The sequence below is a fragment of the Variovorax sp. GW821-FHT09D05 genome, assembly GCF_059416325.1.
Genome location: NZ_JBWKOZ010000006.1, coordinates 210,923 through 234,771 on the forward strand (window position 1 = coordinate 210,923; position 23,849 = coordinate 234,771).

Genomic DNA, 23,849 nt, shown 5'->3' on the forward strand with positions numbered 1-23,849 from the left:
GCTCTGGCAAGATCGGCGACCGACAACACCATGCACTCACCGATCCCCCTGCACATGGCGCCCGACGCCCGGCCCCCCACGTGGACCGCCGAGATCTGGTTGCGCGTGCGCCGCCATTTCCTGCTAAAAGCGGTCGGCACCACCGTCTTCACGTGGCTGTTCTTCATCGGCTACTTCCACCTGCTGCGCAACCCGGCCTTTCCGGTGGCGGTGATGCCGCTGACGCCGCTGGACCACCTGATTCCGTTCCAGCCCTACACGCTGGGCGCGTACCTCTCGCTCTGGGTGTACGTGGGCATCGCGCCGGGGCTGCAGCTCACGTTCCGCGAGCTGGTGGTCTACGGGCTGTGGATCGGCGGGCTGTGCATCACCGGTCTGAGCCTCTTCTACTTCTGGCCGACCCAGATACCCCCTATGGCCATCGACGGCACCGGCTACCCCGGTTTCGCGATGCTGCAAGGCGTGGACGCGGCGGGCAACGCCTGCCCCTCGATGCACGTGGCCGTGGCCATCTTCACCGCCATCCGCGTCGAACACGTGCTGCGCGATGCGCGCACGCCGGCCCTGTGGCGCGTGCTGAACTGGGCCTGGTTCGCCGCCATCGCCTATTCGACGCTGGCGGTCAAGCAGCACGTGGCGCTGGACGTGGCGGCCGGCGCGCTGCTGGGTATGGCCTTCGCACTACCCTCGTTGCGCTGGCGCCCGGGGGCGCGTTAGCGAGGGGATGCCCCTCGGGTCGGAGCGGATATCATCTGCAATCACTGACCACACTCACCACTGGCCGACGAGGAAGGGATCGATTCAATGGCAACCACCACACGGTGGCAATCGATCAACGGCACATGACGACAGGCATTGCACGATGAGTTCGCTGAAGGAATTGCAGGACCTGATCCACGAGAAGTACGGCATCGAACCGTCGAAGCTCGACCCCCACGCCTCGATGCGGGAAACCGGCGGACTCGATTCGCTGGCCCTCGCCGAGTTTCTGTTCGCCATCGAAGACCACTTCGGCATCACCATGCCCGACGAGGACGCGAGCATCGACACCCTGGCCGAACTCGCGCTGCTGGTCGACAAGGTGCGAGCCGCGAAAGTCGCGTGAACCACGAGGTCGCAGTCACCGGACTGGGCGTCATGGCGCCGCACGGCGGCGAGCCCGACGCGCTGTTCCAGGCCCTGCTGCAGGGCCGATCGGCCATCCAGCCCATCTTTGCGGATCTGCCCAAGCCGGCCGCCGCAGCCACCGTGGCCTTCGATGAAACCCGCTGGTTCACCAAGCTGCAGCTGGCGGGTGTCGACCGCGTGAGCCAGCTGGCCGTGGCCGCCGCCGACATGGCGATGCGCGACGCGGGCCTGGCCGTTGCCGACGCCGACCCGGAGCGCGTGGGCGTCTTTGCCGGCTGCGGCATGGGTGGCGCGGCGGCGCTCGAAGCGGCCTACCGCGGCAACGGCCGCGTGTCGCCGCTCACGATTCCCGCCTTCATGCCCAACGCGCCGGCCGCCCATGTGGCAATGCGCCAGGGTGTTCAGGGCCCGGTGCTCACCTACTCGGTCGCCTGCGCTTCTTCTTCGGCCGCGATTGCCGAAGCGGCCAAGGCCGTGCAGCGCGGCGAGGTCGACATCGCCATCGCCGGCGGCAGCGAAGCGCTGATCGTGCCGGGCGTGGTCGTGGCCTGGCAGGCCATGCAGACGCTGGCTACCTTCCAGCCCGGCGAAGCGGCCGGCGCGGTGCGGCCCTTCGCAACCGACCGCAGCGGCTTTGCGCTCGGCGAAGGCGCGGCCTTCCTGATCCTCGAATCCGCCGAGCGGGCGCGCGCACGCGGCGCCCGCAGCTATGCCACGCTGGCCGGCTGGGGGCTGAGCAGCGACGCCACCCACCTCACCAAGCCCGATGCACCGGGCCAGGCCCGAGCGCTGCGCACCGCCCTGCGCCAGGCCGGCCTGCAGCCGCGCGACGTGGGCTATTGCAACGCCCACGGCACGGCCACGCGCATCGGCGACGTGGTCGAGCGCAATGCGCTGGCCGATGTATGGGGCGACGAGCTCGACACGCTGCGCGTGAGTTCGACCAAGGCACTGCATGGCCACCTGCTGGGCGCGGCGGGCGCGCTCGAAGCGCTCATCACCGTGCTGGCGCTGCACCAGCGGCAACTGCCGCCCAACGCCAACTGCCGCGAGATCGATGCGGACTGCAGGCTGAACCTGGTGACGCAAGACGACGCGGCGGCGCCGTCGCTCGAAGCTGCCATCAGCAACTCGTTCGCCTTCGGCGGCACGAACTCGGTGCTGCTTTTCCGCCGCGCCTAGGCAGGCAAAGTTTCTGGCAGTGCCGCCGCCGCGCACAGCCATGCCACGAAAGCGCTGACCAACGGATCGTCCGTGCGGCTCGGCGCCACGAACACGCTGTAGCCCCGGCTCGACGGCGCCCGATGCGGGCAGGCCAGCACCAGCTCGCCCGAACGCAACTCGCGCTCGACGAAGTACTCGGGCACCAGCCCCACGCCCAGGTCGGCACGCACCGCTGCAACCAGCGACGAGAACAGGTCGAAGCGGTGCCCCGTCACCAGGTTTTCGGGCCGCTGCGCATGTGCCGTCTGCTCAAACCACTCTTCCCAGGCACCCACACGCGTGCGCAGTTGCAGCAGCGACGCTGCGCGGAAATCGCCCCGCGCCATGGCCGCTCGCCCCTTTGCCTGTGGCGAGCACACCACCACGCAGGACTCGCCCATCAACGGCAGCGCATTCGCGCCGGGCCACACCGCATCGTCGTACTGCACGCCCACGTCGAAGGACATGTCTTCCATGTAGAGGTGCGTCGGGAACACCTGTAGATGCAGGCTGCAGCCCGGGTGCCGCGCGATGAATTCCGGCAGCCGCGGCGTCAGCCAGCCCTCGGCCAGCACCGGCACCGCACCTACCAGCAGGCGCAGGCCGTCGGTGCGCTGTGCCATGGCTTCGAGCGTGTGGTTCTGCAACCGCAGCAGGTCGCCTGAAATCTGCCCGTGGTAGCGCCGCCCGGCTTCGGTGAGCTCGGTGCCGCGCGCCGTGCGCTGCACCAGCCGCACGCCGATCTGCGTCTCCAGCAGCCGCAGCTGCTGGCTCACCGCGCTGTGAGTGAGGCACAGCTCCTCCGCGGCCTTGCCCACGCCATGGTGGCGGGCCACCGCGTCGAAGATCAGCAGCGCTCGGGTGCTGGGGATGTGGCGGCGCATGGCGGGCATTGTTAGAAAAACTGACGACGCCGAAGATTAAACCAGAGCGCACGGCTAACACAGCCGTAAGAATCGCTGAAGACGCCGCGTCGGCGTTGCTCGCTTACAAGGACATCCCCGCACCATGCCCCGCCTCGTGTCGCTTCGTCTCGCCCCGCTCGTTATTGCCCTGGCCTCCGCGGCCGCCGGCCTCGTACACGCCCAGAGCGGCAGCGTCGCGGCCACCCCCACGCAGGTGCGGCCAGACGTGGACAAGGCCTACACACAGCTGATGGCCTCGCCCGCCATCCAGAAGCTGCTCGACGCGGTCAAGGCCGACCACGATCGCTCGGTCGAAGACCTGAAGATGCTGACCGAGATCGAGGCGCCCCCCTTCAAGGAACAGAAGCGCGCCGAAGCCTTCCTCGCCCGCATGAAGGCCCTCGGCCTGACGGACGCGAAGATCGACGCCGAAGGCAACGTCGTCGGCCTGCGCAAGGGCACGGGCAACGGCCCGAAGCTGCTGATCTCGGCCCACCTCGACACCGTGTTCCCCGCCGGCACCGACGTGAAGGTGAAGGAGCGTGACGGCAAGCTCTACGCCCCCGGCATCTCCGACGACACGCGCGGCCTGTCGGTGCTGCTGTCGTGGCTCAAGGTGCTGAACGACAACAAGGTCCAGACGGTGGGCGACCTGCTGTTCGTGGGCAATGTCGGCGAAGAAGAACTCGGCAACCTGCGCGGCATCAAGGCCATCTTCCGCGACAACCTCGACATCGACGGCATGGTCGGCCTGGAGCCTGCGCCGGACGGCTCGGTGCTGATGCTGGGCACGGGCAGCCACCGCTACGAAGTGACTTTCAAGGGCCCGGGCGGCCACAGCTACGGTGCCTTCGGCCAGGTGCCGAGCGCCATCCACGGCATGGGCCGCGCCATCGCCAAGATCGCCGATATCCGCACGCCGAGCTTCCCGAAGACCACCTTCACCGTCGGCACCGTGGGCGGTGGCACCTCGGTCAACACCATCGCGCCGGATGCCCGCATGGCGGTCGACATCCGCTCCGACGAAATGGCGCCGCTGCTCGAAACCGAAAAGAAGATCCTGGCCGCCATCGACGAAGCCGTGGTCGAAGAAAACAAGCGCTGGAACGTGAGCACGCTGAGCGTGAGCACCAAGCTCATCGGCGACCGCCCGGGTGGCCGCACACAATCAGACACTGTGATCGTCGAAGCCGCCACGCGCGCGAACAGCGCCTTCGGCCACAAGACGCTGCTGACAGGCGCGAGCACCGACGCCAACGTGCCGATGTCGCTGGGCATCCCGGCGATCATCATCGGCGGCGGCGGCAAGACCGGCGGCTTCCATGCGCTGTCCGAGTGGATCGACGTGACCGACGGCTGGAAGGGTGCGCAGAACTCGCTGGTGACGGTGCTCGGTCTGGTAGGCGTGCAAGGCACCAGCGCGCCGCTGCTCGAGAAGCGCCCGCCCCGCACGAAGTAAGCAGGCAAGCGGGCGTGCACCGAGGGGGTGCGCCCATGGAAGTCTCCGGTATGCTGGTGGCCGCTTTCCATCACGCTTACCGACAGGAGGACACCATGCACGCCCGTTCCACCCTCATCGCCCTGGCTCTGCTTGCGGCAGGCGCCTCGGCACAAGCCAACGACCTGCTCGACCAATTGAAGGAAAAGGCCGGCGAAGCGGCTACCTCCAACTCGCAGGGCAGCGCAGGCGGATCTGCGCTCGGCAGCCTCGGCAGCAACCTGGGCTTCAAGATGCCCGCCATCGGCTCCAGCACCATGGGCAACGCAGCCGGCGTGCTGCAGTACTGCGTGAAGAACAACTACCTGGGCGGCGACGCGGCCTCGGTGAAAGACAAGCTGCTCGCCAGGATCACCGGGCAGAAGAAGCAGGAAACCGGCTTCGCCAGCGGCGCCAAGGGCCTGCTGCAGGGCGGCGACGGCAAGTCGTTGAACTTCAAGGGCCTGTCGTCGAAGGTGAAGGAAAAGGCTTGCGACTACGTTCTGAAGAACGCGAGTTCGCTGATCTGATCCCGACCCGCATTCCACATCGCTCCCGCGCGGCGCACCGCGCATGCGTTTGCAGTTTTCCCCAGTGCGCCCGCAAATCTCCATGACCCCGGCTGCCCCCTCTCCCTCCCTGCGCCAGCGCCTCGCGCGCTGGGTTCCCTGTCTCGCCTGGCCGCGCCCTTCCGCCGCGCTGCTGCGCAACGAGGCGATGGCTGGCATCACCGTGGCGCTGATGGTCATTCCGCAAGGCGTGGCGTATGCGGCACTGGCGGGCATGCCGCTGGTCACGGGCGTGTACGCGGCGCTGTTCCCGGCGCTGATCGCAGTGATGTTCAGCTCGTCGCAGCGGCTGTCGGTCGGGCCCACGGCACTCACCAGCCTGCTGGTCGGCGCCTCGCTTGCGCCGCTGGCGGTGGCGGGCAGCGCCGAGTGGGTGGCAATGGCGGTGTGGCTCACGCTGATGTCGGGCACGATCCAGATCGTGCTCGGCGCGGGGCGCTTCGGCTGGCTGCTGCGGCTGGTCAATTCGCCGGTGCTCATCGGCTTCACGCAGGGCGCGGCGGTGCTGATCGCCATCTCGCAATTGCCCGCGCTGCTCGGCTTCACGGGGCGCACCATTCCGCAGGTACTGCAGGGCGGCCCGCTGCCCGACCTCGTGGCCATTGCCTTCGGGCTCGGCAGCATCGCGGTGCTGTGGCTGGGCAAGCGCATGCTGCCGCGCTTTCCGACCACGATGGCGCTGGTGGCCGGCGCTGCCGCCATCAGTTGGGTCATCGACTACGCGCTGCGCGGCGGCGCGGTGGTGGGCAGCCTGCCTTCGGGCCTGCCCTCGTTCTACTGGCCCGGCCTGCTGCCTGTGAGCACCTTCAGCGCGCTGGTGCTGCCGGCGCTGATGATCACGCTGGTGAGCTTTCTTGAAACCGCATCGAGCGCCAAGGTCGACAACGCGCGTGCCGGCACGCTGTGGAACGAAAACCAGGACCTCATCGGCCAGGGCCTGGCCAAGCTGGCCTCAGGCTTCACGGGTGCGTTTCCCACCAGCTCGTCTTTCTCGCGCTCGGCCATCACGCTCTATGCGGGCGCGCAGACCGGCTGGGCCACGCTGTTCAGCGTGGTCGTCGTGGCCGGCGCACTGCTGTGGCTGATGCCGCTGCTGTACCACGTGCCGCAGGCGGTGCTGGCGGCGGTGGTGGTCACGGCCATCCTCGGGCTGGTGAAGCCGGCGAGCTTCACCGCGCTGTGGCGCATCTCACGCATCGAGGCGGGCATTGCCTTCGGTACCTTCGTGCTGACCATCGCGACCGCGCCCAGCATCTACTGGGGCGTGCTCGGCGGGCTGCTGGCCGCCCTGGCGCACTACATGTACCGGCACCTGCACCCGCGCATCATCGAAGTGGGCCTGCACCCCGACGGCAGCCTGCGCGACCGCAACCTCTGGAAGCTGCCGCCGCTGGCGCCGCAGCTCTATGCGCTGCGCATGGATGCCGAGCTCGACTTCGCCTCGGCCTCCACGCTCGAACGCGCACTCACCGTGGCGCTGGCCGAGCGGCCCGAGCTCACCGACGTGTGCCTGTTCGCGCAGCCCATCAACCGCATCGACATCACCGGCGCGGAGGTGTTCGGTTCGATCCGCCGGATGATGGAATCCAAGGGTATCCGCCTGCACCTGAGCGGCCTGAAGCTGCCCGCGATGCAGGTGCTGGAGCGCGCCGGCCTGCTGGCGCCCGGGCCGATGCTGTTCAGCTACCGCACCGACGGCGAAGCGCTCGCGGCGCTGATGCCGCGCATCGACGGCATACCCGCGGTGCAGGAAGCCGAAGCCTGACCCGCCAGCGCCCATGAAGACCACCATCGAAGAACTGGTCGCGTTCCGTACGGTGGTGGACACGGGCTCGATCACGGCCGCGTCCGAGCAGCTGGCGCAAACGGTCTCGGGCATCAGCCGCGCCCTGAGCCGGCTCGAACAGAAGCTCGACACCACGCTGCTGCGCCGGACCACGCGGCGGCTCGAACTCACGGAAGAAGGCGCGGCCTTCCTGCAGCGCACGCGCGCCATCCTCGATGCCATCGACGACGCCGAAGAGCAGATGGCCGCTCGCCGCCAGCAACCGGCCGGCCGGCTGCGCGTGAACGCGGCCTCGCCCTTCATGCTGCATGCCATCGTGCCTCTGGTGCCGGAGTTTCGAAGGCTCTACCCGCAGATCAGCCTCGAGCTCGACACCGACGACCTGCCCATCGACCTGCTGGAGCGCCGCACCGACATCGCGATCCGCATCGGGCCGCTGCGCGATTCCACGCTGCATGCGCGGCCACTGGGCACGCACCGGCTGCGCGTGCTCGCGAGCCCGGCATACCTCGAAGCGCATGGCAAGCCGCGCAAGGTGGCCGATCTGGCCGAGCACGCGCTGCTGGGCTTCACCCAGCCCGAGTCGCTGAACCGCTGGCCCCTGCGCGGCGTGCATGGCGACGAATGGAACATCGCGCCGACGCTGATGGCGTCGAGCGGCGAAACGCTGCGCCAGCTGGCGCTGGCCGGCGTAGGCATCGTCTGCCTGTCGGATTTCATGACGGGTGCCGACCGCGCCAGCGGCGCGCTGGTGCAGGTGCTGGCGAAAGAAACGGCGGACGTGCGCCAGCCGGTCAACGCGGTGTACTACCGCAACACGCAGTTGACAGCGCGCATCACGTCGTTTCTGGACTTTTTGTCGCAGCGCATGGCCTGAGCTGCGCGGCCGGCAATTACCGCGGCTTACTGCGGCTGCTTGGCCACGAAGCGCTCGACCGCGGCCGACTTGATCTCGTAGCCGCTCACGCCCATGTCCACCGACGAATAGCGCGCCGCCTTCAGCGTGCCGCTGACATACACCGTGTCCATCGCGTGCAGGCCCTTCACGGTGGTGGCCGCGATCACGTGAACGATCTGGTTGGCGGGCGGCGGTGGGGTGTGGATGCAGGCGCCGAAATACGGCACCAGCAGGAATTCGCGGATGCCGTCCTGCGTGCTGTCGAGTGGCACGACGAAGCCCGCCAGCTTGGCCGGCTTGTCGTCCAGCGCCACGTTGACCGGCGCGTTGTCCCAGACGGCGCGCATCTCGTCGAGCATCTGGATCGCGCGCGGGTCGTTGTCGCGCAGCGCCTCGAGGCTGATGTTGCGGTAGCGCTTGGTCGGATCCCAACTCTTGGGAATCAGCTCTTCCCACTTGAGCTCGGGGGCCGGCGCGGCGCTCGCGGTCTGCTGCGCCGCCACTCCCGGACCGCAGCCGGTCAGGAGCGCCGCGGCCGGCACCAGCAGGAGCGCGGCCAGCACGGCGCGCGAAAAGAGCCTTCTCATGACCACGATTGTGCTTGGGAGATGTTTCAGGCCCGTAAAGCAGGGCCTTTTGCACTCATTTCATCCCAGATTCCACAAATTTGATGCAACGCGCCAAAATGCCGCACCACGAACAACGAGGGGATCCGCATGGCACCGACAGGATGGCTGGGACTCACGTCCCTGGGCACAGTTCATACCGCGATCAGCCTGATCGCCGTCGCCGCAGGGCTGCTGGCCCTGTTCCGCTACAAAGAGATCACGATGCGCACCGGGCTCGGCCAGGTCTTCGTATGGACCACCGTGCTCACCTGCCTCACGGGCTTCGGCATCTTCCAGCACGGCGGCTTCGGCAAGCCGCATGTGCTGGGCATCATCACGCTGCTGGCGCTGGCCGTGGGCACGCTCGCGGGCCGGGGCGTGCTCTTCGGCAAGTCGGCGCGCTATGTCGAGGCCATCGCGTTCTCGGCCAGCTTCCTGTTCCACTGGATTCCGGCCTTCACCGAAACGCTGACGCGCCTGCCGCTCGGCGCCCCGCTGCTGCCGAACGCCGACTCGCCGGAGCTCAAGGCGATCACCGGCGTGCTGTTCGTGCTGTACCTGATCGGCGTCGGCCTGCAGATCCGCCGGCTGCGCGGCGGCGCTAGCGCGCTCAGTCCCGCACCGGCCCGCGCAGGTTCTTGATCTGCGAGCGCTGGCTCTTGCCTTCGAGCCGGCGCTGCTTCGAGCCGTAGGTCGGCTTGGTGGCGCGCCGCACGCGCGGCGGCGTGGCCACGCTGTCGATCACCGCCTGCAGGCGCGCGAGCGCGTCGGCACGGTTCATCTCCTGCGTGCGATGCTGCTGCGCCTTGAGCACGAACACGCCTTCCTGCGTGATGCGGCTGTCGCGCAGCGCGAGCAGCCTTTCCTTCACGTCGGCCGGCAGCGAACTGGCGTGGATGTCGTAGCGCAGGTGCACCGCGCTCGACACCTTGTTGACGTTCTGCCCGCCCGCACCCTGCGCACGGATGGCGCTGAAGTCGACCTCGTCGGGGTCGATCAGGATGGGCGGACGGAGCATGCGGGTCAGACTCTTTCGAAGACGGCGGCAATGCCCTGGCCGCCGCCGATGCACATCGTGACGAGTGCGTAGCGGCCGCCCGTGCGATGCAGTTCGGCAATCGCCTTCGTCGTGATGATCGCGCCGGTCGCGCCGACGGGGTGACCCAATGAAATGCCCGAGCCGTTCGGGTTCACCTTGGCCGGATCGAAGCCCAGCTCCTTGATGACCGCGCAGGCCTGCGCCGCGAAGGCTTCGTTCGACTCGATCACGTCGAAGTCGCTCACCTTCAGGCCGGTGCGCTCCAGCACCGTGCGCGTGGCCGGCACCGGGCCGATGCCCATGTATGCGGGCTCGACGCCGGCGTGTGCATAGCCCACCAGCCGCGCCAGCGGCTTCAGGCCCCGCGCCTTGACGCTCTCGCCGCTTGCCAGCACCACCGCGGCAGCGCCGTCGTTGATACCCGAGGCGTTGCCGGCGGTGACGAGGCCGTCCTTCTTGAAAGCGGGCTTCATCTTCGAGAGCGCGTCGACGGTGGTGTCGGCGCGCACGTGCTCGTCGGTGTCGAACAAGACGATGCCCTTGCGCGTCTTCACTTCGACCGGAACGATCTGCTCCTTGAAATGGCCCGCCGCAATGGCGGCTGCCGCGCGCTGCTGGCTGCTTACGGCCAGTTCGTCCATCTGCCCGCGCGTGATGCCGTAGCGGGCAGCCACGTTCTCTGCAGTGATGCCCATGTGGATCTTCTCCCACGGGTCGTGCAGGATGCCCAGCATGTAGTCGACCAACACCGCATCGCCCATGCGCGCGCCGTAGCGCGCCGAGGTGTCGAAGTACGGGCCGCGGCTCATCGACTCCGAGCCGCCGCCAATGGCGATGTCGCAGTCGCCCAGCGCAATGGCCTGGGCCGCCGACACGATGGCTTGCAAGCCCGAGCCGCAGAGGCGATTGACGTTGAAGGCCGGCGTCTCGATGGGGCAGCCGGCGTCGATGGCGGCCACGCGGCTGAGGTACGCATCCTTCACGTCGGTGGGAATCACGTTGCCCATGACCAGGTGGCCGATGGCATCGGCGGCCACGCCGCTGCGCTCGATGGCAGCCTTGACGGCGGTGGTGGCCAGTTGGGTATTGGGCACGTCCTTCAGCGCGCCGCCGAAGGTGCCGATGGCGGTGCGGGCGGTGCCGACCACGAAGATGTCGCGCGATGTCATGGAATGTCTCTCCTGATGAAAGCGAAAAGCCGCACTCAGCGGCGGCTGCAGGAGGACGATTCTGACGGCGAAAGGCGCGACGGGTTGTCGCGCCTGAAATAGAAGTGGCTCAGCCGCGCGAGACCGATTTCGGCGACACGTCGGTCACGTCGCTGGCGCTGCCGCGAATGCGCACCGGGCGCTCCACCGATTCGCCGCGTGCCCGCGCGTTGGCCACGTCGGCGGCGGTCGGTTCGGCCGGCTGTGCCGCATTACGAAATTTATCGAAGCCCGAGCGCGGGTTGAAACGCATGACCCAAGGCGTCACGGGCTTGCCCGTGAGACGCCCCCAGGCGTAGCGCACACCCCACACAGCCGCCAGCAGCATGACCGCCACGGCCAGGCTGGCCGCGAAAACCAGCCCCAGGAGCAGAAGAATGACGCGAAAAATGAAGTTCATCATCCAACTTTAGGCCGAAGCCGCCGCCGTTGGTTCCCCGGCCTTGGCGAACGAGAACTTGCCCGGCGACTGGATCGGATCGGTCGTGACCTCGATCGTGTCCTTCGGCCCGAAGCTGCCGTCGAGCAGCAGCTTCGAGAGCGGGTTCTCGATGCGCTGCTGAATGGCACGCTTCAGCGGACGCGCGCCGAACACCGGGTCGAAGCCGACCTTGGCAATTTCTGCCAGCGCCGCCGGCGACACCTCCAGGCCCAGATCCATCTTCGCGAGCCGCGCCTTCAGCACCTTGAGCTGGATCGCCGCGATCGATTCGATGTTCTTCGCGTCGAGCGCGTGGAACACGACCGTCTCGTCGATGCGGTTCAGGAACTCGGGGCGGAAGTAGTTCTTCAGCTCGTCCCACACCGCTTCCTTGATCTCTTCGGAAGGCTTGCCCACCATGGCCTGGATGATGGGCGAGCCGATGTTGCTCGTCATCACGATCACGGTGTTCTTGAAGTCCACGGTGCGGCCCTGGCCGTCTGTAAGGCGGCCATCGTCGAGCACCTGCAGCAGCACGTTGAACACGTCGGGGTGGGCCTTTTCGACTTCGTCGAGCAGCACCACGCTGTAAGGCTTGCGGCGCACGGCTTCCGTGAGGTAGCCGCCCTCCTCGTAGCCCACGTAGCCCGGCGGCGCGCCGATGAGGCGGGCGACCGAATGCTTCTCCATGAACTCGCTCATGTCGATGCGGATCAGGTGGTCTTCGCTGTCGAACAGGAAGCCCGCGAGCGCCTTGCACAGCTCGGTCTTGCCCACGCCCGTGGGGCCGAGGAACAGGAACGAGCCGGTCGGACGGTTCGGGTCCGACAGGCCCGAGCGCGAGCGGCGGATCGCGTTGGCGACCGCACCGATGGCCTCGTCCTGGCCGACCACGCGCTCGTGCAGCTTGTCTTCCATCACGAGCAGCTTGTCGCGCTCGCCCTGCATCAGCTTGGCGACCGGGATGCCGGTGGCACGCGCCACGACCTCGGCGATTTCTTCCGCGCCGACCTGGGTGCGCAGCAGCGTGGGCGCGCTGGACTTGCCCTTGTTCGCCTCGCTGGCCTCGGCTTCCTTCAAGCGCTTTTCGAGCGCGGGCAGCTGGCCGTACTGGAGCTCGGCGACCTTGTTGAAGTCGCCCTTGCGCTTCCACTCTTCGATCTGGAACTTGATCTTGTCGACGTCTTCGCGCACCTGCGCGCTGCCCTGGGCCTGGGCCTTCTCGGCCTGCCAGATCTCGTCGTAGTCGGCAATTTCCTTCTGCAGCTTTTCGATCTCGTCCTCGATCAGGCCGAAGCGCTTCTGCGAGGCCTCGTCCTTTTCGCGGCGCACGGCTTCGCGCTCGATCTGCAGCTGGATGAGGCGGCGATCGAGGCGGTCCATGACCTCAGGCTTGGAGTCCATCTCGATCTTGATCTTGGCCGCGGCCTCGTCGATCAGGTCGATGGCCTTGTCGGGCAGGAAGCGGTCGGTGATGTAGCGGTCAGACAGCTCGGCCGCGGCCACGATGGCCGGATCGGTGATCTGCACGCCATGGTGCACTTCGTACTTCTCCTGCAGGCCGCGCAGGATGGCGATGGTGGCCTCGACGCTGGGCTCGCCCACGATGATCTTCTGGAAGCGGCGCTCCAGCGCGGCATCTTTCTCGATGTACTTGCGGTATTCGTCGAGCGTGGTGGCGCCCACGCAGTGCAGCTCGCCGCGAGCGAGTGCGGGCTTGAGCATGTTGCCGGCGTCCATCGCGCCTTCGGCCTTGCCTGCGCCGACCATGGTGTGCAGCTCGTCGATGAAGACGATGGTCTGGCCTTCGTCCTTCGCGAGTTCGTTCAAGACGGTCTTCAGGCGCTCTTCGAACTCGCCGCGGAACTTGGCACCAGCCAGCAACGCAGCCATGTCGAGCGACAGCACCCGCTTGCCCTTGAGCGAATCGGGCACCTCACCCGCAACGATGCGCTGTGCGAGGCCTTCGACGATGGCGGTCTTGCCCACGCCGGGCTCGCCGATGAGCACGGGGTTGTTCTTGGTGCGGCGTTGCAGCACCTGAATGGCGCGGCGGATTTCCTCGTCGCGGCCGATGACCGGGTCGAGCTTGCCCAGGCGGGCACGCTCGGTCAGGTCCATGGTGTATTTCTTGAGCGCTTCGCGCTGGCCTTCGGCATCGGCGCTGTTCACGCCCTGCCCGCCGCGCACGGCGTCGATGGCGGCTTCGAGCGACTTGCGGCTCAGGCCGTTTTCGCGGGCGGTCTTGCCGATGTCGGCCTTGCTGTCGGCCAGCGCGAGCAGGAAGAGTTCGCCGGCAATGAACTGGTCATTGCGCTTGAGGGCTTCCTTTTCGGTGGCCTGCAGCAGCTTGCCCAGTTCGGGGCCGACCTGGACGATGTCGTGACCCTGCACCTGCGGCAGCTTCTTGATGGCGGCCTCGGCCGCCTGCGTCAGGCCAGGTACGTTGACGCCGGCACGCTCCAGCAGGGCGCGTGGGCCGTCGTCCTGGCGCAGCATCGCGACCAGCAGGTGGGCCGGTTCGATGTAGGCGTTGTCGCTGCCCAGCGCGAGCGTCTGGGCATCGCCCAGCGCTTCCTGAAATTTGGTGGTGAGTTTGTCTTGTCGCATGGTGGTATTCCTGCATCCAAAATAGGGCTGTTCGGGCACGATTCAAGGCTGCCGGCTATGCCGGTGCCGTGGGCACGGCTATTGCACAAGATCCGTTTCCCCTGCCCGTAGGCATTTCCCTCTCTCGAATGGAGTCGATCATGGTTTTTTCAATGCAGCGCGTTCAACCGGTGCGCCGGGCGATCAGCGTGGGCCTCTTTCTAGCCGCCATGGGCCTGTCCGGCCTTGCGCAAGCGCAAAGCGGCACCCCCATCCGCCTGCTCGTGGGCTTCCCCGCCGGCGCCGGCACCGACGCCATTGCACGCACGCTGGGCGAAAAGCTCAAGGATGTGCTGGGCGTGCCCGTGGTGGTCGAGAACCGCGCCGGTGCGGGTGGGCAGATTGCTGCAACGGTGCTGAAGTCTTCTCCGGCCGATGGCCACACGCTGTTCCTGTCGCACGACCACACCATCTCGATCCTGCCGCAGGTGGTGAAGAACCCGGGCTTCAACCCCGCCACCGACTTCGTGCCCGTGGCCGGCTTCGCCACCTTCGCCAACGTGCTGGCGGTGTCGGGCGGCACGCCGGCCAAGAGCATCGACGAGTACGTGAAGTGGGTCCGCACGCAGAAGGGCGGCAAGGAAACCATCGGCATCCCGGCGCCGGCCTCGATCCCCGAGTTCCTGGTGAAGATGATCTCGGACAAGTACAAGATCGACGTGCAACCCGCGCCCTACCGCGGCAGCGCGCCGATGACGGCCGACATGCTGGGCAACCAGATCACCGCAGGCATCGCCTCGGTGCCTGACTTCATCGAAAACCACAAGGCGGGCAAGGTGCGCATCGTGGCCTCCATCGGCGCCAAGCGCCAGGCCGTGATTCCGAACGTGCCGACCTTCACCGAGCTGGGCTTCTCGAACCTGGAAGACCTGCCCTACTACGGCATCTTCGCGCCGGTGGGCACGCCGCAGCCGATCATCGACAAGTACGGCGATGCGCTGCAGAAGGTGCTGGCGATGCCTGACGTGAAGCAGAAGCTCACGACGATGGGGCTGACGGTCGGCTACGAGCCGCAGGGCCAGTTCGCGGGCCGCGTGCGCACGTACACGCAGACCTGGGAGCGGATCATCCAGGCGAGCGGCTTCAAGCCCCTCTGAGCGTCTTCAGGCATTCGGGGCGCTGATGCCCCAGCGCGCCAGCGCCGCGTCGTCGGCCACGCGCGCATCGACCCAGCGGGCGCCTTCGGGCGTCTGCTCTTTCTTCCAGAACGGCGCCTGGGTCTTGAGATAGTCCATCAGGAACTCGCAGGCCTCGAAGCTCTGGCCGCGGTGCGCCGACACCACCGCCACCATCATGATCTGGTCCAGCGGCTGCAGCAGCCCGACGCGATGGATCACGCGCGCGCCGAGGATGTCGAAGCGCTTGTGCGCCTCGTCGATCATGGCTTCGATGGCCTTTTCGGTCATGCCGGGGTAGTGCTCCAGCTCCATCGAGGCGACGGTGCTGCCGTCGTTGCGGTCGCGCACGGTGCCCACGAAGCTGCAGACGGCGCCCACGCGTTTGTCGCCGTCGCGCAACGCGGCAACCTCCTGCGAAAGGTCGAAATCGGCCGTCTGGATCGAAACACGCGCAACGCTCATGTCCGAATTGTGGCATCGCGATAGACTGCCGCAATGCCTTGTCCCGCCACGCTCTTCCCGGTGCCTTCGCACCCCGAAGGCCGCCGCGCGCGCCAAGGCAGCAACAAAGCCAAAAAACCAAAGCTCGTCTGACCGGAGCCGAGGTTCCGTCGTCGGATGAGCGACGGAACCTGCCAAGGTTTTTTTGGCCCCCTCATGGGTTTCGCGCGCATCGGACGGTGGTTCTTTCCATCGGTCGATTCCTGAAAGGAAACCCGCGTGCCTCATCAACAACCAAGCTCCGCTACCCCTGACTTCTCCGGCTTCTGGGTGGCCCTCGTCACACCGTTCCACGACGGCGCTGTGGACCATGCCGCCCTCGCCGCGCTGACCCGGCGGCTCGCCGACGACGGAGTGACGGGCTTCGTGCCCTGCGGCTCCACTGGCGAGGCCGCCGCGCTCGACGAGGCAGAGCAACTGGCCGTGCTCGACACCGTGATGGCAGCGGCCGGCGGGCTGCCGGTCGTCATGGGCATCTCCGGCTACCACCTGGGCAAGGCCACGGCCTGGGCGCGCAAGCTCTCGGAACGCCCGCTGGCGGGCCTTCTGGTGTCCGCGCCGAACTACATCCGCCCGTCGCAGGCCGGCCTGCTCGAATGGTTCCGCGCCATCGCCGATGCGAGCACGGTGCCGGTGCTGGTCTACGACATTCCCTATCGCACGGGCGTCACCATCGCCCGCGACACGCTGCTGACGCTGGCCGAGCATCCGCGCATTCGCGGCATCAAGGACTGCGGCGGCGACATGGCCAAGACGCGCGCTGTGATCGCCGACGGGCGGCTGCAGGTGCTCACGGGCGAAGACCACCAGATCTTCGGCACCATGGCCGAAGGCGGCGTGGGCGCCATCGCGGCCAGCGGAAACGTGCAGACGCGCCGCTTCGTCCGGCTGGTGCGCCTGCTTGCGGAAAACCGGCTGCCCGAGGCGCGCGCCGAATGGCAGGCGCTGCAACCACTGGTGGAGATGCTGTTTGCCGAGCCGAACCCGGGCCCGCTGAAGGCATTGCTGGCGCACATGGGTGAAATGCGCGACGAGTTGCGCTCGCCGATGACCCGCGCGTCCGACGGCCTGCGCGAGCGCCTCGTGGCGCTGGATGCCCGGCTCAACCGCCCGTGACAGGCGGGAAGAAAGCGACTTCGCAGCCTTCGCTCAAGGCGGCGGCCTCGTCGCTCATGGACTGATCGAGCGCCATCCGCACCGCCTTGCCGCGCGCAAGCGCGGTGGCGTAGGCGCTGCCCCTGGCGATGAGTTCGTCGCGCAGGGCCGACAGCGTTTCGGCTTGCGTGTCGACGGTTTCACCGCTGCTGGAAAGTGCCTCGCGCACCGAGGCGAAATAACGGACCTGGATCTTCATGACGGGATTCAGCCCAGCAGCGATGCGAACGGAATGAAGTTGACGGTGTCGCCCGACTTGATCGTCTGGCCCGACGGGTTGTCGACCACGCCGTCGCCCCAGACTATCGACGTGAGCACGCCCGAACTCTGGTTGCCGAACAGGTCAAGGCCGCCGGCCGCATTGCGCCGCGCGCGCAGGAACTCGCGGCGTTTGTCGGCACGCAGCCAGTCGAAATCGGCACGCATCTTCACCGCCTCCGGCGCGACGCGCGTGGCACCCTGCAGCGTCAGCAGGAAGGGCCGCACCAGCATCAGGAATGTGAGGAAGCTCGACACCGGATTGCCGGGCAGCCCCGTCACATGACATGCGCCCTGCCCGTTGCTGCGCGCAATGGAGCCATAGGCAAAAGGCTTGCCGGGCTTCATCGACAGCGACCAGAGCTGCAGCTCGCCGAGCGACTGCAGCGCCGCGCGGATATGGTCTTCCTCGCCGACGGAGACGCCGCCGGTGGTGATGATCAGATCGCTGGCCTCGGCCGCGTTGCGCAACGCGGCGATGGTGGCTTCGCGGTCGTCGGGCACGATGCCCAGGTCGTTCACCTCGCAGCCCAGGCGGTGCAGCAGGGCCCGCATGAAGAAACGGTTCGAGTTGTAGATGGCGCCGAGCTTCATCGCGTCGGGCGCAACCTCGCCGGGCATCACCAGCTCGTCGCCGGTGGAGAGCATGGCCACGCGCGGCTTGCGGGCCACCTGCAGCTTGTGAAAGCCGACGCTGGCCGCGAGGCCGAGTGCGGCTGGCGTGAGGCGTTCGCCCTGCTTCAGTACGACGTCACCGGAGGCCACGTCTTCGCCGGCACGGCGAATCCACTGCCCGGCCGCCGGAACGATGGCGATGCGCACCGAGCCCAGGCTGCCTTCCTGCGGCGTGGCCGAGGTGTCTTCCTGCATCACGACCGCGTCGGCCCCCTCCGGGATCTGTGCACCCGTGAAGATGCGCGCCGCGGTGCCGGTCGCGAGCGGCGTGCCGACCGTGCCTGCGGGAATGCGCTGCGCCACTGTCAGCTCTGCGCCCGGCGCGGCGCAGTCGGCCACGCGCACCGCGTAGCCGTCCATCGCGCTGTTGTCACGTGGCGGCACCGTGAGGCCGGAGACGAGGTCTTGCGCCAGCACGCGGCCGTCGGCATCGAAAGTACCGACGCTTTCGGTGGGCAGCTTCGGCTGCGCCTTCGCGAGCAGGACCGCGATGGCCTCGTCCAAAGGCATCAGCGGCGGGCGCGAAGAAGAAGCGGAAAAAGGAACGGGGGATTCAGCCATGGTGATCGGGGTTGTATTCGAAGCGGTCGCCGCTGTCGATCAACCACTTCGCAATGGCCTCGGCGTCGTTGAGGTCGAACAGCGGCCGTTCGGTCGGCGACGGCAGGCTGGCCGGTGCGTCGGTGGCCACGGCGGTGACGAAGGGATCGTTGGTGTACAGCACGGGCCGCGAAGGCTCGCCCGCTTCCGGCTCGCGCCAGACCTCGATCTTGAGCACGTCGCTGTGCCGGAAGCCTTCGACCAGCACCCAGTCGGCCGCCGGGTGCACCTCGGCCAGCAACTGGTGCACGCTGAGTTCAACGGGAACTTCGAATTCGCGCATCACGGCCAGCCGCTTGTCTGACGCCACGACCACCTCGAAGGCGCCGGCCTCGCGATGGCGGTAGGTGTCCTTGCCCGGATGGTCGATGTCGAACTTGTGGTGCGCATGCTTGACCACCGACACGCGCTGGCCGAGCCGCTTGAGCGCCGGAATCAGGCGCTCGAGCAGCGTGGTCTTGCCCGCGCCCGAATAGCCGGCGAAACCGACGACCTTCATGCGGGAGCCCGGCCGTGATCAGTCACAGTTCTCTGCGATGTAGGCCTTGACGGCCTCCGCGTCGGCCGGCAGCTTGACGACGCGCTTGGGCAGCGCCTCGATGCCCTCGAACTTCTTCGGCCGCGCGGGCTCTTCGCCCAGTGCCTCGACCAGCGTCGCGGCGAACTTGATCGGCAGCGCGGTTTCGAGCACCACCATCGGCACGCCGGGCGTGATCTGCTCGCGCGCGGCCTTGAGGCCGTCGGCCGTATGCGGATCGATCAGCGTGGCAAAGCGCTTCTCGGTGTCGCGGATGGTGGCCAGGCGGTCGGCGTGCGTGCTGCGGCCGCTGCGGAAGCCGAAGCGCCCCGCGGCCTGCTTGAACGCCGGGTCGGCGCTCAGGTCGAAGCTGCCCTGCAGGCCCAGGTCGTCCACGAACAGCTGGCGCAGCCTGGCGGGGTCGCGGCCCACCAGGTCGAACACGAAGCGCTCGAAGTTGCTGGCCTTGCTGATGTCCATCGACGGGCTGGAGGTTTCGTGCGTATCGACGGCCGCGCGCACGCGGTACACGCCGGTGCGGAAGAACTCGTCGAGCACGTCGTTCTCGTTGGTGGCGACCACCAGCGTCTGGATCGGCAGGCCCATCATGCGCGCCACGTGGCCCGCGCAGACGTTGCCGAAGTTGCCCGAGGGCACGGTGAAGCTCACCGGCTTGTCGTTGCCCGCCGTGGCCTGGAAGTAGCCCGCGAAGTAGTAGACGACCTGCGCCAGAAGGCGCGCCCAGTTGATCGAGTTGACCGTGCCGATGCGGTACTTGCGCTTGAAGCCCAGGTCGTTCGACACCGCCTTGACGATGTCCTGGCAGTCGTCGAACACGCCGGTGATGGCGATGTTGTGGATGTTCTCGTCCTGCAGGCTGAACATCTGCGCCTGCTGGAACGGGCTCATGCGGCCGTCGGGCGAGGTCATGAAGACGCGAACGCCCTTCTTGCCGCGCATGGCGTATTCGGCCGCGCTGCCGGTGTCGCCGCTGGTAGCGCCGAGGATGTTGAGCTCGGAGCCGCGGCGGGCCAGTTCGTACTCGAACAGGTTGCCCAGCAGCTGCATCGCCATGTCCTTGAAGGCCAGCGTGGGGCCGTTGGACAGGGCTTCGAGGTACACGCCGTCTTCGAGCTCGCGCAGCGGCACGATCTCGTCGGTGCCGAACACTTCGGCTGTGTAGGTCTTCGCGCAGATCGCCTTCAGGTCGGCCGGCGGAATGTCGTCGATGTAGAGCGAGAGGATCTCGAAGGCCAGTTCGGCGTACGGCAGCGCGCGCCATTTGGCGAGCGTGGCGGTGTCGACCTGCGGATACGTTTCGGGCAGGTAGAGGCCGCCGTCGGGCGCGAGGCCTTCAAGAAGGATTTCGCAGAAGCGCTTGCGGTCGGGGTGGCCGCGGGTGCTCAGGTAGTTCACTTCAGCTCTTCCTTGCGGATGCGCACGATGGGTTCGAGCACGGTCGGCAGCGCCTGCAGCTCGGCAATGACGTCATTGACGGTGCCTTCGCGCGCATCGTGCGTGAGGATGATGAGGTCGGTCTGCGTGGAGCCCTCGCCGCCCACTTCGTCGGCTTCGCGCTGCAGCACGGCGTCGATGCTGATACCGGCGGTGGCCAGCAGGCCCGTCACCTTGGCGAGCACGCCGGCCTGGTCGGCCACGCGCAGGCGCAGGTAGTAGCTGGTGACGACTTCCGACATCGGCAGCACCTTCAGGTCGCTCATCGCGTCGGGGTGGAAGGCCAGGTGCGGCACGCGGTGCGCGGCGTCGGCGGTGTGCAGGCGGGTGATGTCGACCAGGTCGGCGATCACGGCGCTGGCGGTCGGCTCGCTGCCGGCGCCCTTGCCGTAGTAGAGCGTGGTGCCGACGGCGTCGCCGTGCACCACCACCGCGTTCATCGCGCCTTCGACGTTGGCCAGCAGGCGCTTCGACGGCACGAGCGACGGATGCACGCGCAGCTCGATGCCCTTGGCGGTGCGCTTGGTAACGCCAAGCAGCTTGATGCGGTAGCCCAGTTGTTCGGCGTACTTGATGTCCTGCGCGGCGAGCTTGGTGATGCCTTCGATGTGGGCCTTGTCGAACTGCACCGGAATGCCGAAGGCAATGGCGCTCATCAGCGTGACCTTGTGGCCGGCGTCGACGCCTTCGATGTCGAAGGTCGGGTCGGCTTCGGCATAGCCCAGGCGTTGCGCCTCCTTGAGCACGGTCGCGAAGTCCAGGCCCTTGTCGCGCATCTCGGACAGGATGAAGTTGGTGGTGCCGTTGATGATGCCGGCCAGCCACTGGATGCTGTTGGCCGTGAGGCCCTCGCGCAGCGCCTTGATGATCGGGATGCCGCCGGCCACCGCAGCCTCGAAGGCCACCATCACGCCCTTGGCGTGCGCGGCCGCGAAGATCTCGGTGCCGTGCACCGCGAGCAGCGCCTTGTTGGCAGTAACCACGTGCTTGCCGGCCGCGATGGCCTCGAGCACCAGTTGCTTGGCAATGCCATAGCCGCCGATGAGCTCGATGACGATGTCGATGTCGGGGTTGGCGATGACTTCGCGCGCGTCGCTGACCACCTTGACGCCTTCGCCGACCACTTCGCGGGCGCGGGCAGTGTCGAGGTCGGCCACCATGGTGATCTCGATGCCACGGCCGGCGCGGCGCTTGATTTCTTCCTGGTTGCGCTGGAGCACCTTGAAGGTGCCGCTGCCGACCGTGCCTGCGCCGAGCAGGCCTACTTGGATGGGTTTCATTGGGAGAGTCGCGTTCATGGTTTGGATGGGGTGGCTGACGGCGTGGAAGTCACGACGCGGCTGACGTAGCGGGGCAAGGTCCAGGCGCCGCCGGCAAAGCCGCGGCACATGCCGTCGCCTGTGGAGCCGGTGCGCACGAAGTCCTTGCCGTTGAAATGCCAGGTCTCGCTCGACCAGCAGTCGCCGATGCCTCGGCCTTTCATGGCAGAAGTGACGCTGCCTTCCTTCTCGTCGAAGTCGCCATTCGCCTCGATGGACACCGGCGCATAGGGCGGTTTGTCGTTGGCGATCCAGAGCAGGCTGGAATAGTTGTAGGCGCCCATGCCGCAGCCCAGCGACAGCAGCACCTTCCGGTCGGTCAGGCGCGAGACGGTCAGCGACTTGGCGTTGATGTCTTCGCGGTTGTTGCAGTCTTCCTTGGCGCTGTCCAGCTTCAGGAACGGGAAGATGCGCGCTGCGAGCGCGTCGTCGCCGGGGTGCGCCTTCGGCGGCACGACCACGTTCACGACGGGGGCCGTCACCGACGGCAGCACCGAAGACTCGGGCTTGCTGCCGCGGCGCACCAGCGCACCCGGCGTGCCGACGCGGCCCTGGGCCTCGTCCATCTTCAGCAGCACGGCGTTGAGGCCGGCGAGCGAAAGAGTCCACTTCTTGCCGCCGCTGGCGGTCACCGTGGCGTCGTCGCCCTTGAGCAGCTCGGGCAGGACGGTGCGGACCTGGCTGTCGTCGAAGCTGGCGGTGCCCGCAGCCAGGCCCGAGACGGTGGCCTTGCCGACCTTGAAGCGCAGCGGGCCCTTGACGCCGTCGTCATCGCCGATCTGCAGCTGAATGTCTATTGCCGTGCCGGGCCCGGCCTTGCGGGTGATGAGCATCGACACCGGCTCGCTCGCCCCGCTTTCCGGCTGGTAGCCGGCGGCGCGGCAGGTGCGCGTGTTGTCGCAGGCCAGCTCCCAGTCGTTGTGCGAGAACGAGACAAGCTCCTTGTCGGCGGCTCCGGCGGACAACGCGGCGAGCGACAGCGCCGCAGCAGCGATGCAGGCAGATTTCATGAGCGCGACTTGCGGCGCAAACGGTACTGCTCCAGGAACTTCGCGATGCGGTTGATGGCCTCGCGCAGGTCGTCTTCATGGGGCAGGAACACGATGCGGAAGTGGTCCGGCGTGGCCCAGTTGAAGCCGGTGCCCTGCACCAGCATCACGCGGGTTTCCTTCAGCAGCTCGAGGAAGAACTGGCGGTCGTCCTCGATCGGATAGACCTCGGGGTCGAGCTTGGGGAACATGTAGAGCGCTGCGCTCGGCTTGACGCAACTCACGCCCGGGATGGCGGTGATCAGCTCGTAGGCCAGGTCGCGCTGGCGGCGCAGGCGACCGCCCTCGCACACGAGGTCGTTGATGCTCTGGTAGCCGCCAAGTGCTGTCTGAATGGCCCACTGGCCCGGCACGTTGGCGCACAGGCGCATGTTCGAGAGCATGTTCAGGCCCTCGATGTAGTCCTGCGCGCTGCGCTTGTCACCCGACACCACGAGCCAGCCGGCGCGATAGCCGCACGAACGGTAGCTCTTGGACAGCGAATTGAAGGTGAGCGTGAGCACGTCGGTCGACAGGCTGGCGATGGCCGTGTGCTTGACGCCGTCGTACAGCACCTTGTCGTAGACCTCGTCGGCGAAGATCACGAGGCCGTGCTCGCGGGCGATGGCCACGATGCTCTTGAGCAGGTCGTTCGAGTACAGCGCGCCGGTCGGGTTGTTCGGGTTGATGACCACGATGCCCTTGGTGCGCGGCGTGATCTTGGCGCGGATGTCGTCGAGGTTGGGCATCCAGCCGTTGGCCTCGTCGCACAGGTAGTGCACCGGCGTGCCGCCCGACAGGCTCGTGGAAGCAGTCCACAGCGGGTAATCAGGGGCCGGCAGCAGCAGTTCGTCGCCGTCGTTGAGAAGCGCGTTGGTGGACATGGCGATCAGCTCGCTGGCGCCGTTGCCGAGGTAGATGTCGTCGAGGGTGACGCCCGCAATGCCCTGCTTCTGCGTCTCGTGCATCACCGCCTTGCGCGCGGCGAAGACGCCCTTGCTGTCCGAATAACCGGCCGAGGTGGGCAGGTTGCGGATCATGTCCTGCTGGATTTCCTCGGGGGCATCGAAGCCGAACACGGCCAGATTGCCAATGTTGAGCTTGATGATCTTCTGGCCGTCCTCTTCCATCTGCTTGGCGGCGTCCATGATGGGACCGCGGATGTCATAAAGAACGTTGGCCAGCTTGGCCGATTTCTTGAGCTGCTTCAAAAGGCCCTCCCGGGCGCGGGTTACGGAGTTGCTTGGATGCGCTTGATGCGGGGTCACCGCGGAGTCAAAGGCCCTTGCGAGCCCCGTGGCACTAGGGAAAACCTATAATTTGACCACAGTT

Annotated in this window: 24 protein-coding genes; 10 read left to right on the forward strand and 14 right to left on the reverse strand. The window is 67.3% G+C overall.

The features are described from left to right. The first annotated feature begins 54 nt into the window (after positions 1–54). The 3 genes from AC07O3_RS17945 to AC07O3_RS17955 all read left to right on the forward strand — a co-directional run bounded on the left by AC07O3_RS17945 (position 55) and on the right by AC07O3_RS17955 (position 2,310). Complete coding sequence (locus tag AC07O3_RS17945; protein WP_495340069.1) at positions 55–717, forward strand: phosphatase PAP2 family protein; 663 nt, start codon at positions 55–57, stop codon at positions 715–717. Between the two features lie 145 nt (positions 718–862). Continuing rightward, positions 863–1,105, forward strand: coding sequence for an acyl carrier protein (locus AC07O3_RS17950; protein ID WP_093050999.1), 243 nt, complete (start codon positions 863–865; stop codon positions 1,103–1,105). Continuing rightward, entirely contained in the window at positions 1,102–2,310 is a 1,209-nt protein-coding gene (locus AC07O3_RS17955) for a beta-ketoacyl-[acyl-carrier-protein] synthase family protein (protein ID WP_307617775.1), read from the forward strand. Before AC07O3_RS17950 ends, AC07O3_RS17955 begins: the two co-directional genes overlap by 4 nt. Here the strand turns inward: AC07O3_RS17955 and AC07O3_RS17960 are convergent. Then, positions 2,307–3,215 (reverse strand): LysR substrate-binding domain-containing protein, encoded by a 909-nt coding sequence (locus AC07O3_RS17960; protein ID WP_093051005.1) that lies wholly within the window; start codon positions 3,213–3,215, stop codon positions 2,307–2,309. The genes AC07O3_RS17955 and AC07O3_RS17960 overlap by 4 nt on opposite strands. Positions 3,216–3,339: 124 nt before the next feature. On the opposite strand from AC07O3_RS17960, the gene AC07O3_RS17965 reads away from it, so the two are divergent. The 4 genes from AC07O3_RS17965 (at position 3,340) to AC07O3_RS17980 (ending at position 7,945) form a co-directional block, all read left to right on the forward strand. Continuing rightward, positions 3,340–4,695: a M20/M25/M40 family metallo-hydrolase gene (locus tag AC07O3_RS17965; RefSeq protein ID WP_495339963.1), complete on the forward strand. Its 1,356-nt coding sequence runs from the start codon at positions 3,340–3,342 to the stop codon at positions 4,693–4,695. 95 nt (positions 4,696–4,790) lie between these two features. Next, positions 4,791–5,243: a DUF2501 domain-containing protein gene (locus AC07O3_RS17970; protein ID WP_256216807.1), complete on the forward strand. Its 453-nt coding sequence runs from the start codon at positions 4,791–4,793 to the stop codon at positions 5,241–5,243. Positions 5,244–5,325: 82 nt separating this feature from the next. Continuing rightward, positions 5,326–7,047, forward strand: a complete 1,722-nt coding sequence (locus AC07O3_RS17975) for a SulP family inorganic anion transporter (protein WP_093051015.1) — start codon at positions 5,326–5,328, stop codon at positions 7,045–7,047. 13 nt (positions 7,048–7,060) lie between these two features. Continuing rightward, positions 7,061–7,945, forward strand: a complete 885-nt coding sequence (locus AC07O3_RS17980) for a LysR substrate-binding domain-containing protein (protein WP_093051019.1) — start codon at positions 7,061–7,063, stop codon at positions 7,943–7,945. A 26-nt stretch (positions 7,946–7,971) separates the two neighbouring features. On the opposite strand, the gene AC07O3_RS17985 is transcribed toward AC07O3_RS17980, so the two are convergent. Continuing rightward, positions 7,972–8,553, reverse strand: coding sequence for a DUF3299 domain-containing protein (locus tag AC07O3_RS17985; protein ID WP_093051022.1), 582 nt, complete (start codon positions 8,551–8,553; stop codon positions 7,972–7,974). Between the two features lie 129 nt (positions 8,554–8,682). Here AC07O3_RS17985 and AC07O3_RS17990 point away from each other — a divergent pair, with 129 nt between their 5' ends. Next, positions 8,683–9,216 (forward strand): hypothetical protein, encoded by a 534-nt coding sequence (locus AC07O3_RS17990; protein WP_495339964.1) that lies wholly within the window; start codon positions 8,683–8,685, stop codon positions 9,214–9,216. Here AC07O3_RS17990 and arfB read toward each other — a convergent pair. The 4 genes from arfB to clpB all read right to left on the reverse strand — a co-directional run bounded on the left by arfB (position 9,185) and on the right by clpB (position 13,852). Then, on the reverse strand, positions 9,185–9,592 hold the full coding sequence (gene arfB / locus AC07O3_RS17995) for an alternative ribosome rescue aminoacyl-tRNA hydrolase ArfB (protein ID WP_354339363.1): 408 nt from the start codon (positions 9,590–9,592) through the stop codon (positions 9,185–9,187). The genes AC07O3_RS17990 and arfB overlap by 32 nt on opposite strands. Before the next feature lie 5 nt (positions 9,593–9,597). After that, positions 9,598–10,782, reverse strand: coding sequence for an acetyl-CoA C-acyltransferase family protein (locus tag AC07O3_RS18000; protein ID WP_495339965.1), 1,185 nt, complete (start codon positions 10,780–10,782; stop codon positions 9,598–9,600). A gap of 109 nt (positions 10,783–10,891) precedes the next feature. Then, on the reverse strand, positions 10,892–11,221 hold the full coding sequence (locus AC07O3_RS18005) for a hypothetical protein (protein ID WP_256216808.1): 330 nt from the start codon (positions 11,219–11,221) through the stop codon (positions 10,892–10,894). A gap of 9 nt (positions 11,222–11,230) precedes the next feature. Continuing rightward, on the reverse strand, positions 11,231–13,852 hold the full coding sequence (gene clpB / locus AC07O3_RS18010) for an ATP-dependent chaperone ClpB (RefSeq protein WP_093051037.1): 2,622 nt from the start codon (positions 13,850–13,852) through the stop codon (positions 11,231–11,233). Between the two features lie 140 nt (positions 13,853–13,992). Here clpB and AC07O3_RS18015 point away from each other — a divergent pair, with 140 nt between their 5' ends. Beyond that, a complete protein-coding gene (locus AC07O3_RS18015) occupies positions 13,993–14,988 on the forward strand; it encodes a Bug family tripartite tricarboxylate transporter substrate binding protein (RefSeq protein WP_093077650.1) in 996 nt (331 codons plus the stop codon). Between the two features lie 6 nt (positions 14,989–14,994). Here AC07O3_RS18015 and AC07O3_RS18020 read toward each other — a convergent pair whose 3' ends face one another. Then, on the reverse strand, positions 14,995–15,471 hold the full coding sequence (locus AC07O3_RS18020) for a molybdenum cofactor biosynthesis protein MoaE (RefSeq protein WP_093077652.1): 477 nt from the start codon (positions 15,469–15,471) through the stop codon (positions 14,995–14,997). 258 nt (positions 15,472–15,729) lie between these two features. On the opposite strand from AC07O3_RS18020, the gene dapA reads away from it, so the two are divergent. Then, on the forward strand, positions 15,730–16,626 hold the full coding sequence (dapA, locus tag AC07O3_RS18025; protein ID WP_093077654.1) for a 4-hydroxy-tetrahydrodipicolinate synthase: 897 nt from the start codon (positions 15,730–15,732) through the stop codon (positions 16,624–16,626). Here dapA and moaD read toward each other — a convergent pair. Genes moaD through AC07O3_RS18060 form a run of 7 tightly spaced genes read right to left on the reverse strand, consistent with a single transcriptional unit; the run spans position 16,613 to position 23,728 of the window. Then, on the reverse strand, positions 16,613–16,864 hold the full coding sequence (gene moaD / locus AC07O3_RS18030; RefSeq protein ID WP_093177091.1) for a molybdopterin converting factor subunit 1: 252 nt from the start codon (positions 16,862–16,864) through the stop codon (positions 16,613–16,615). The two genes, dapA and moaD, sit on opposite strands and share 14 nt — an antisense overlap. 8 nt (positions 16,865–16,872) lie before the next feature. Beyond that, on the reverse strand, positions 16,873–18,159 hold the full coding sequence (locus AC07O3_RS18035; protein ID WP_495339966.1) for a molybdopterin molybdotransferase MoeA: 1,287 nt from the start codon (positions 18,157–18,159) through the stop codon (positions 16,873–16,875). Continuing rightward, positions 18,152–18,697 carry a molybdopterin-guanine dinucleotide biosynthesis protein B gene (mobB, locus tag AC07O3_RS18040; protein ID WP_093051054.1) on the reverse strand — a complete coding sequence of 182 codons (546 nt, stop codon included), beginning with the start codon at positions 18,695–18,697 and terminating at the stop codon, positions 18,152–18,154. The genes AC07O3_RS18035 and mobB overlap by 8 nt, the downstream gene beginning before the upstream one ends. A gap of 18 nt (positions 18,698–18,715) precedes the next feature. Further along, positions 18,716–20,131: a threonine synthase gene (gene thrC, locus AC07O3_RS18045; RefSeq protein WP_495339967.1), complete on the reverse strand. Its 1,416-nt coding sequence runs from the start codon at positions 20,129–20,131 to the stop codon at positions 18,716–18,718. Further along, positions 20,128–21,450, reverse strand: coding sequence for a homoserine dehydrogenase (locus AC07O3_RS18050; protein WP_093077660.1), 1,323 nt, complete (start codon positions 21,448–21,450; stop codon positions 20,128–20,130). The genes thrC and AC07O3_RS18050 overlap by 4 nt, the downstream gene beginning before the upstream one ends. 14 nt (positions 21,451–21,464) lie before the next feature. Beyond that, the gene (locus AC07O3_RS18055; RefSeq protein WP_495339968.1) at positions 21,465–22,499 is read right to left on the reverse strand and encodes a DUF1176 domain-containing protein; all 1,035 of its coding nucleotides are present in this window, start codon (positions 22,497–22,499) and stop codon (positions 21,465–21,467) included. After that, positions 22,496–23,728, reverse strand: coding sequence for a pyridoxal phosphate-dependent aminotransferase (locus tag AC07O3_RS18060; RefSeq protein ID WP_093051067.1), 1,233 nt, complete (start codon positions 23,726–23,728; stop codon positions 22,496–22,498). Before AC07O3_RS18060 ends, AC07O3_RS18055 begins: the two co-directional genes overlap by 4 nt. Positions 23,729–23,849 lie beyond the last annotated feature (121 nt).

Coding starts and splice junctions, on each gene's coding strand:
- AC07O3_RS17945 (WP_495340069.1), top strand. CDS start 55: ATGGCGCCCGACGCCCGGCCCCCCACGTGGACCGCCGAGATCTGGTTG.
- AC07O3_RS17950 (WP_093050999.1), top strand. CDS start 863: ATGAGTTCGCTGAAGGAATTGCAGGACCTGATCCACGAGAAGTACGGC.
- AC07O3_RS17960 (WP_093051005.1), bottom strand. CDS start 3,215: ATGCGCCGCCACATCCCCAGCACCCGAGCGCTGCTGATCTTCGACGCG.
- AC07O3_RS17965 (WP_495339963.1), top strand. CDS start 3,340: ATGCCCCGCCTCGTGTCGCTTCGTCTCGCCCCGCTCGTTATTGCCCTG.
- AC07O3_RS17970 (WP_256216807.1), top strand. CDS start 4,791: ATGCACGCCCGTTCCACCCTCATCGCCCTGGCTCTGCTTGCGGCAGGC.
- AC07O3_RS17975 (WP_093051015.1), top strand. CDS start 5,326: ATGACCCCGGCTGCCCCCTCTCCCTCCCTGCGCCAGCGCCTCGCGCGC.
- AC07O3_RS17980 (WP_093051019.1), top strand. CDS start 7,061: ATGAAGACCACCATCGAAGAACTGGTCGCGTTCCGTACGGTGGTGGAC.
- AC07O3_RS17985 (WP_093051022.1), bottom strand. CDS start 8,553: ATGAGAAGGCTCTTTTCGCGCGCCGTGCTGGCCGCGCTCCTGCTGGTG.
- AC07O3_RS17990 (WP_495339964.1), top strand. CDS start 8,683: ATGGCACCGACAGGATGGCTGGGACTCACGTCCCTGGGCACAGTTCAT.
- arfB (WP_354339363.1), bottom strand. CDS start 9,592: ATGCTCCGTCCGCCCATCCTGATCGACCCCGACGAGGTCGACTTCAGC.
- AC07O3_RS18000 (WP_495339965.1), bottom strand. CDS start 10,782: ATGACATCGCGCGACATCTTCGTGGTCGGCACCGCCCGCACCGCCATC.
- AC07O3_RS18005 (WP_256216808.1), bottom strand. CDS start 11,221: ATGAACTTCATTTTTCGCGTCATTCTTCTGCTCCTGGGGCTGGTTTTC.
- clpB (WP_093051037.1), bottom strand. CDS start 13,852: ATGCGACAAGACAAACTCACCACCAAATTTCAGGAAGCGCTGGGCGAT.
- AC07O3_RS18015 (WP_093077650.1), top strand. CDS start 13,993: ATGGTTTTTTCAATGCAGCGCGTTCAACCGGTGCGCCGGGCGATCAGC.
- AC07O3_RS18020 (WP_093077652.1), bottom strand. CDS start 15,471: ATGAGCGTTGCGCGTGTTTCGATCCAGACGGCCGATTTCGACCTTTCG.
- moaD (WP_093177091.1), bottom strand. CDS start 16,864: ATGAAGATCCAGGTCCGTTATTTCGCCTCGGTGCGCGAGGCACTTTCC.
- AC07O3_RS18035 (WP_495339966.1), bottom strand. CDS start 18,159: ATGGCTGAATCCCCCGTTCCTTTTTCCGCTTCTTCTTCGCGCCCGCCG.
- mobB (WP_093051054.1), bottom strand. CDS start 18,697: ATGAAGGTCGTCGGTTTCGCCGGCTATTCGGGCGCGGGCAAGACCACG.
- AC07O3_RS18050 (WP_093077660.1), bottom strand. CDS start 21,450: ATGAAACCCATCCAAGTAGGCCTGCTCGGCGCAGGCACGGTCGGCAGC.
- AC07O3_RS18055 (WP_495339968.1), bottom strand. CDS start 22,499: ATGAAATCTGCCTGCATCGCTGCTGCGGCGCTGTCGCTCGCCGCGTTG.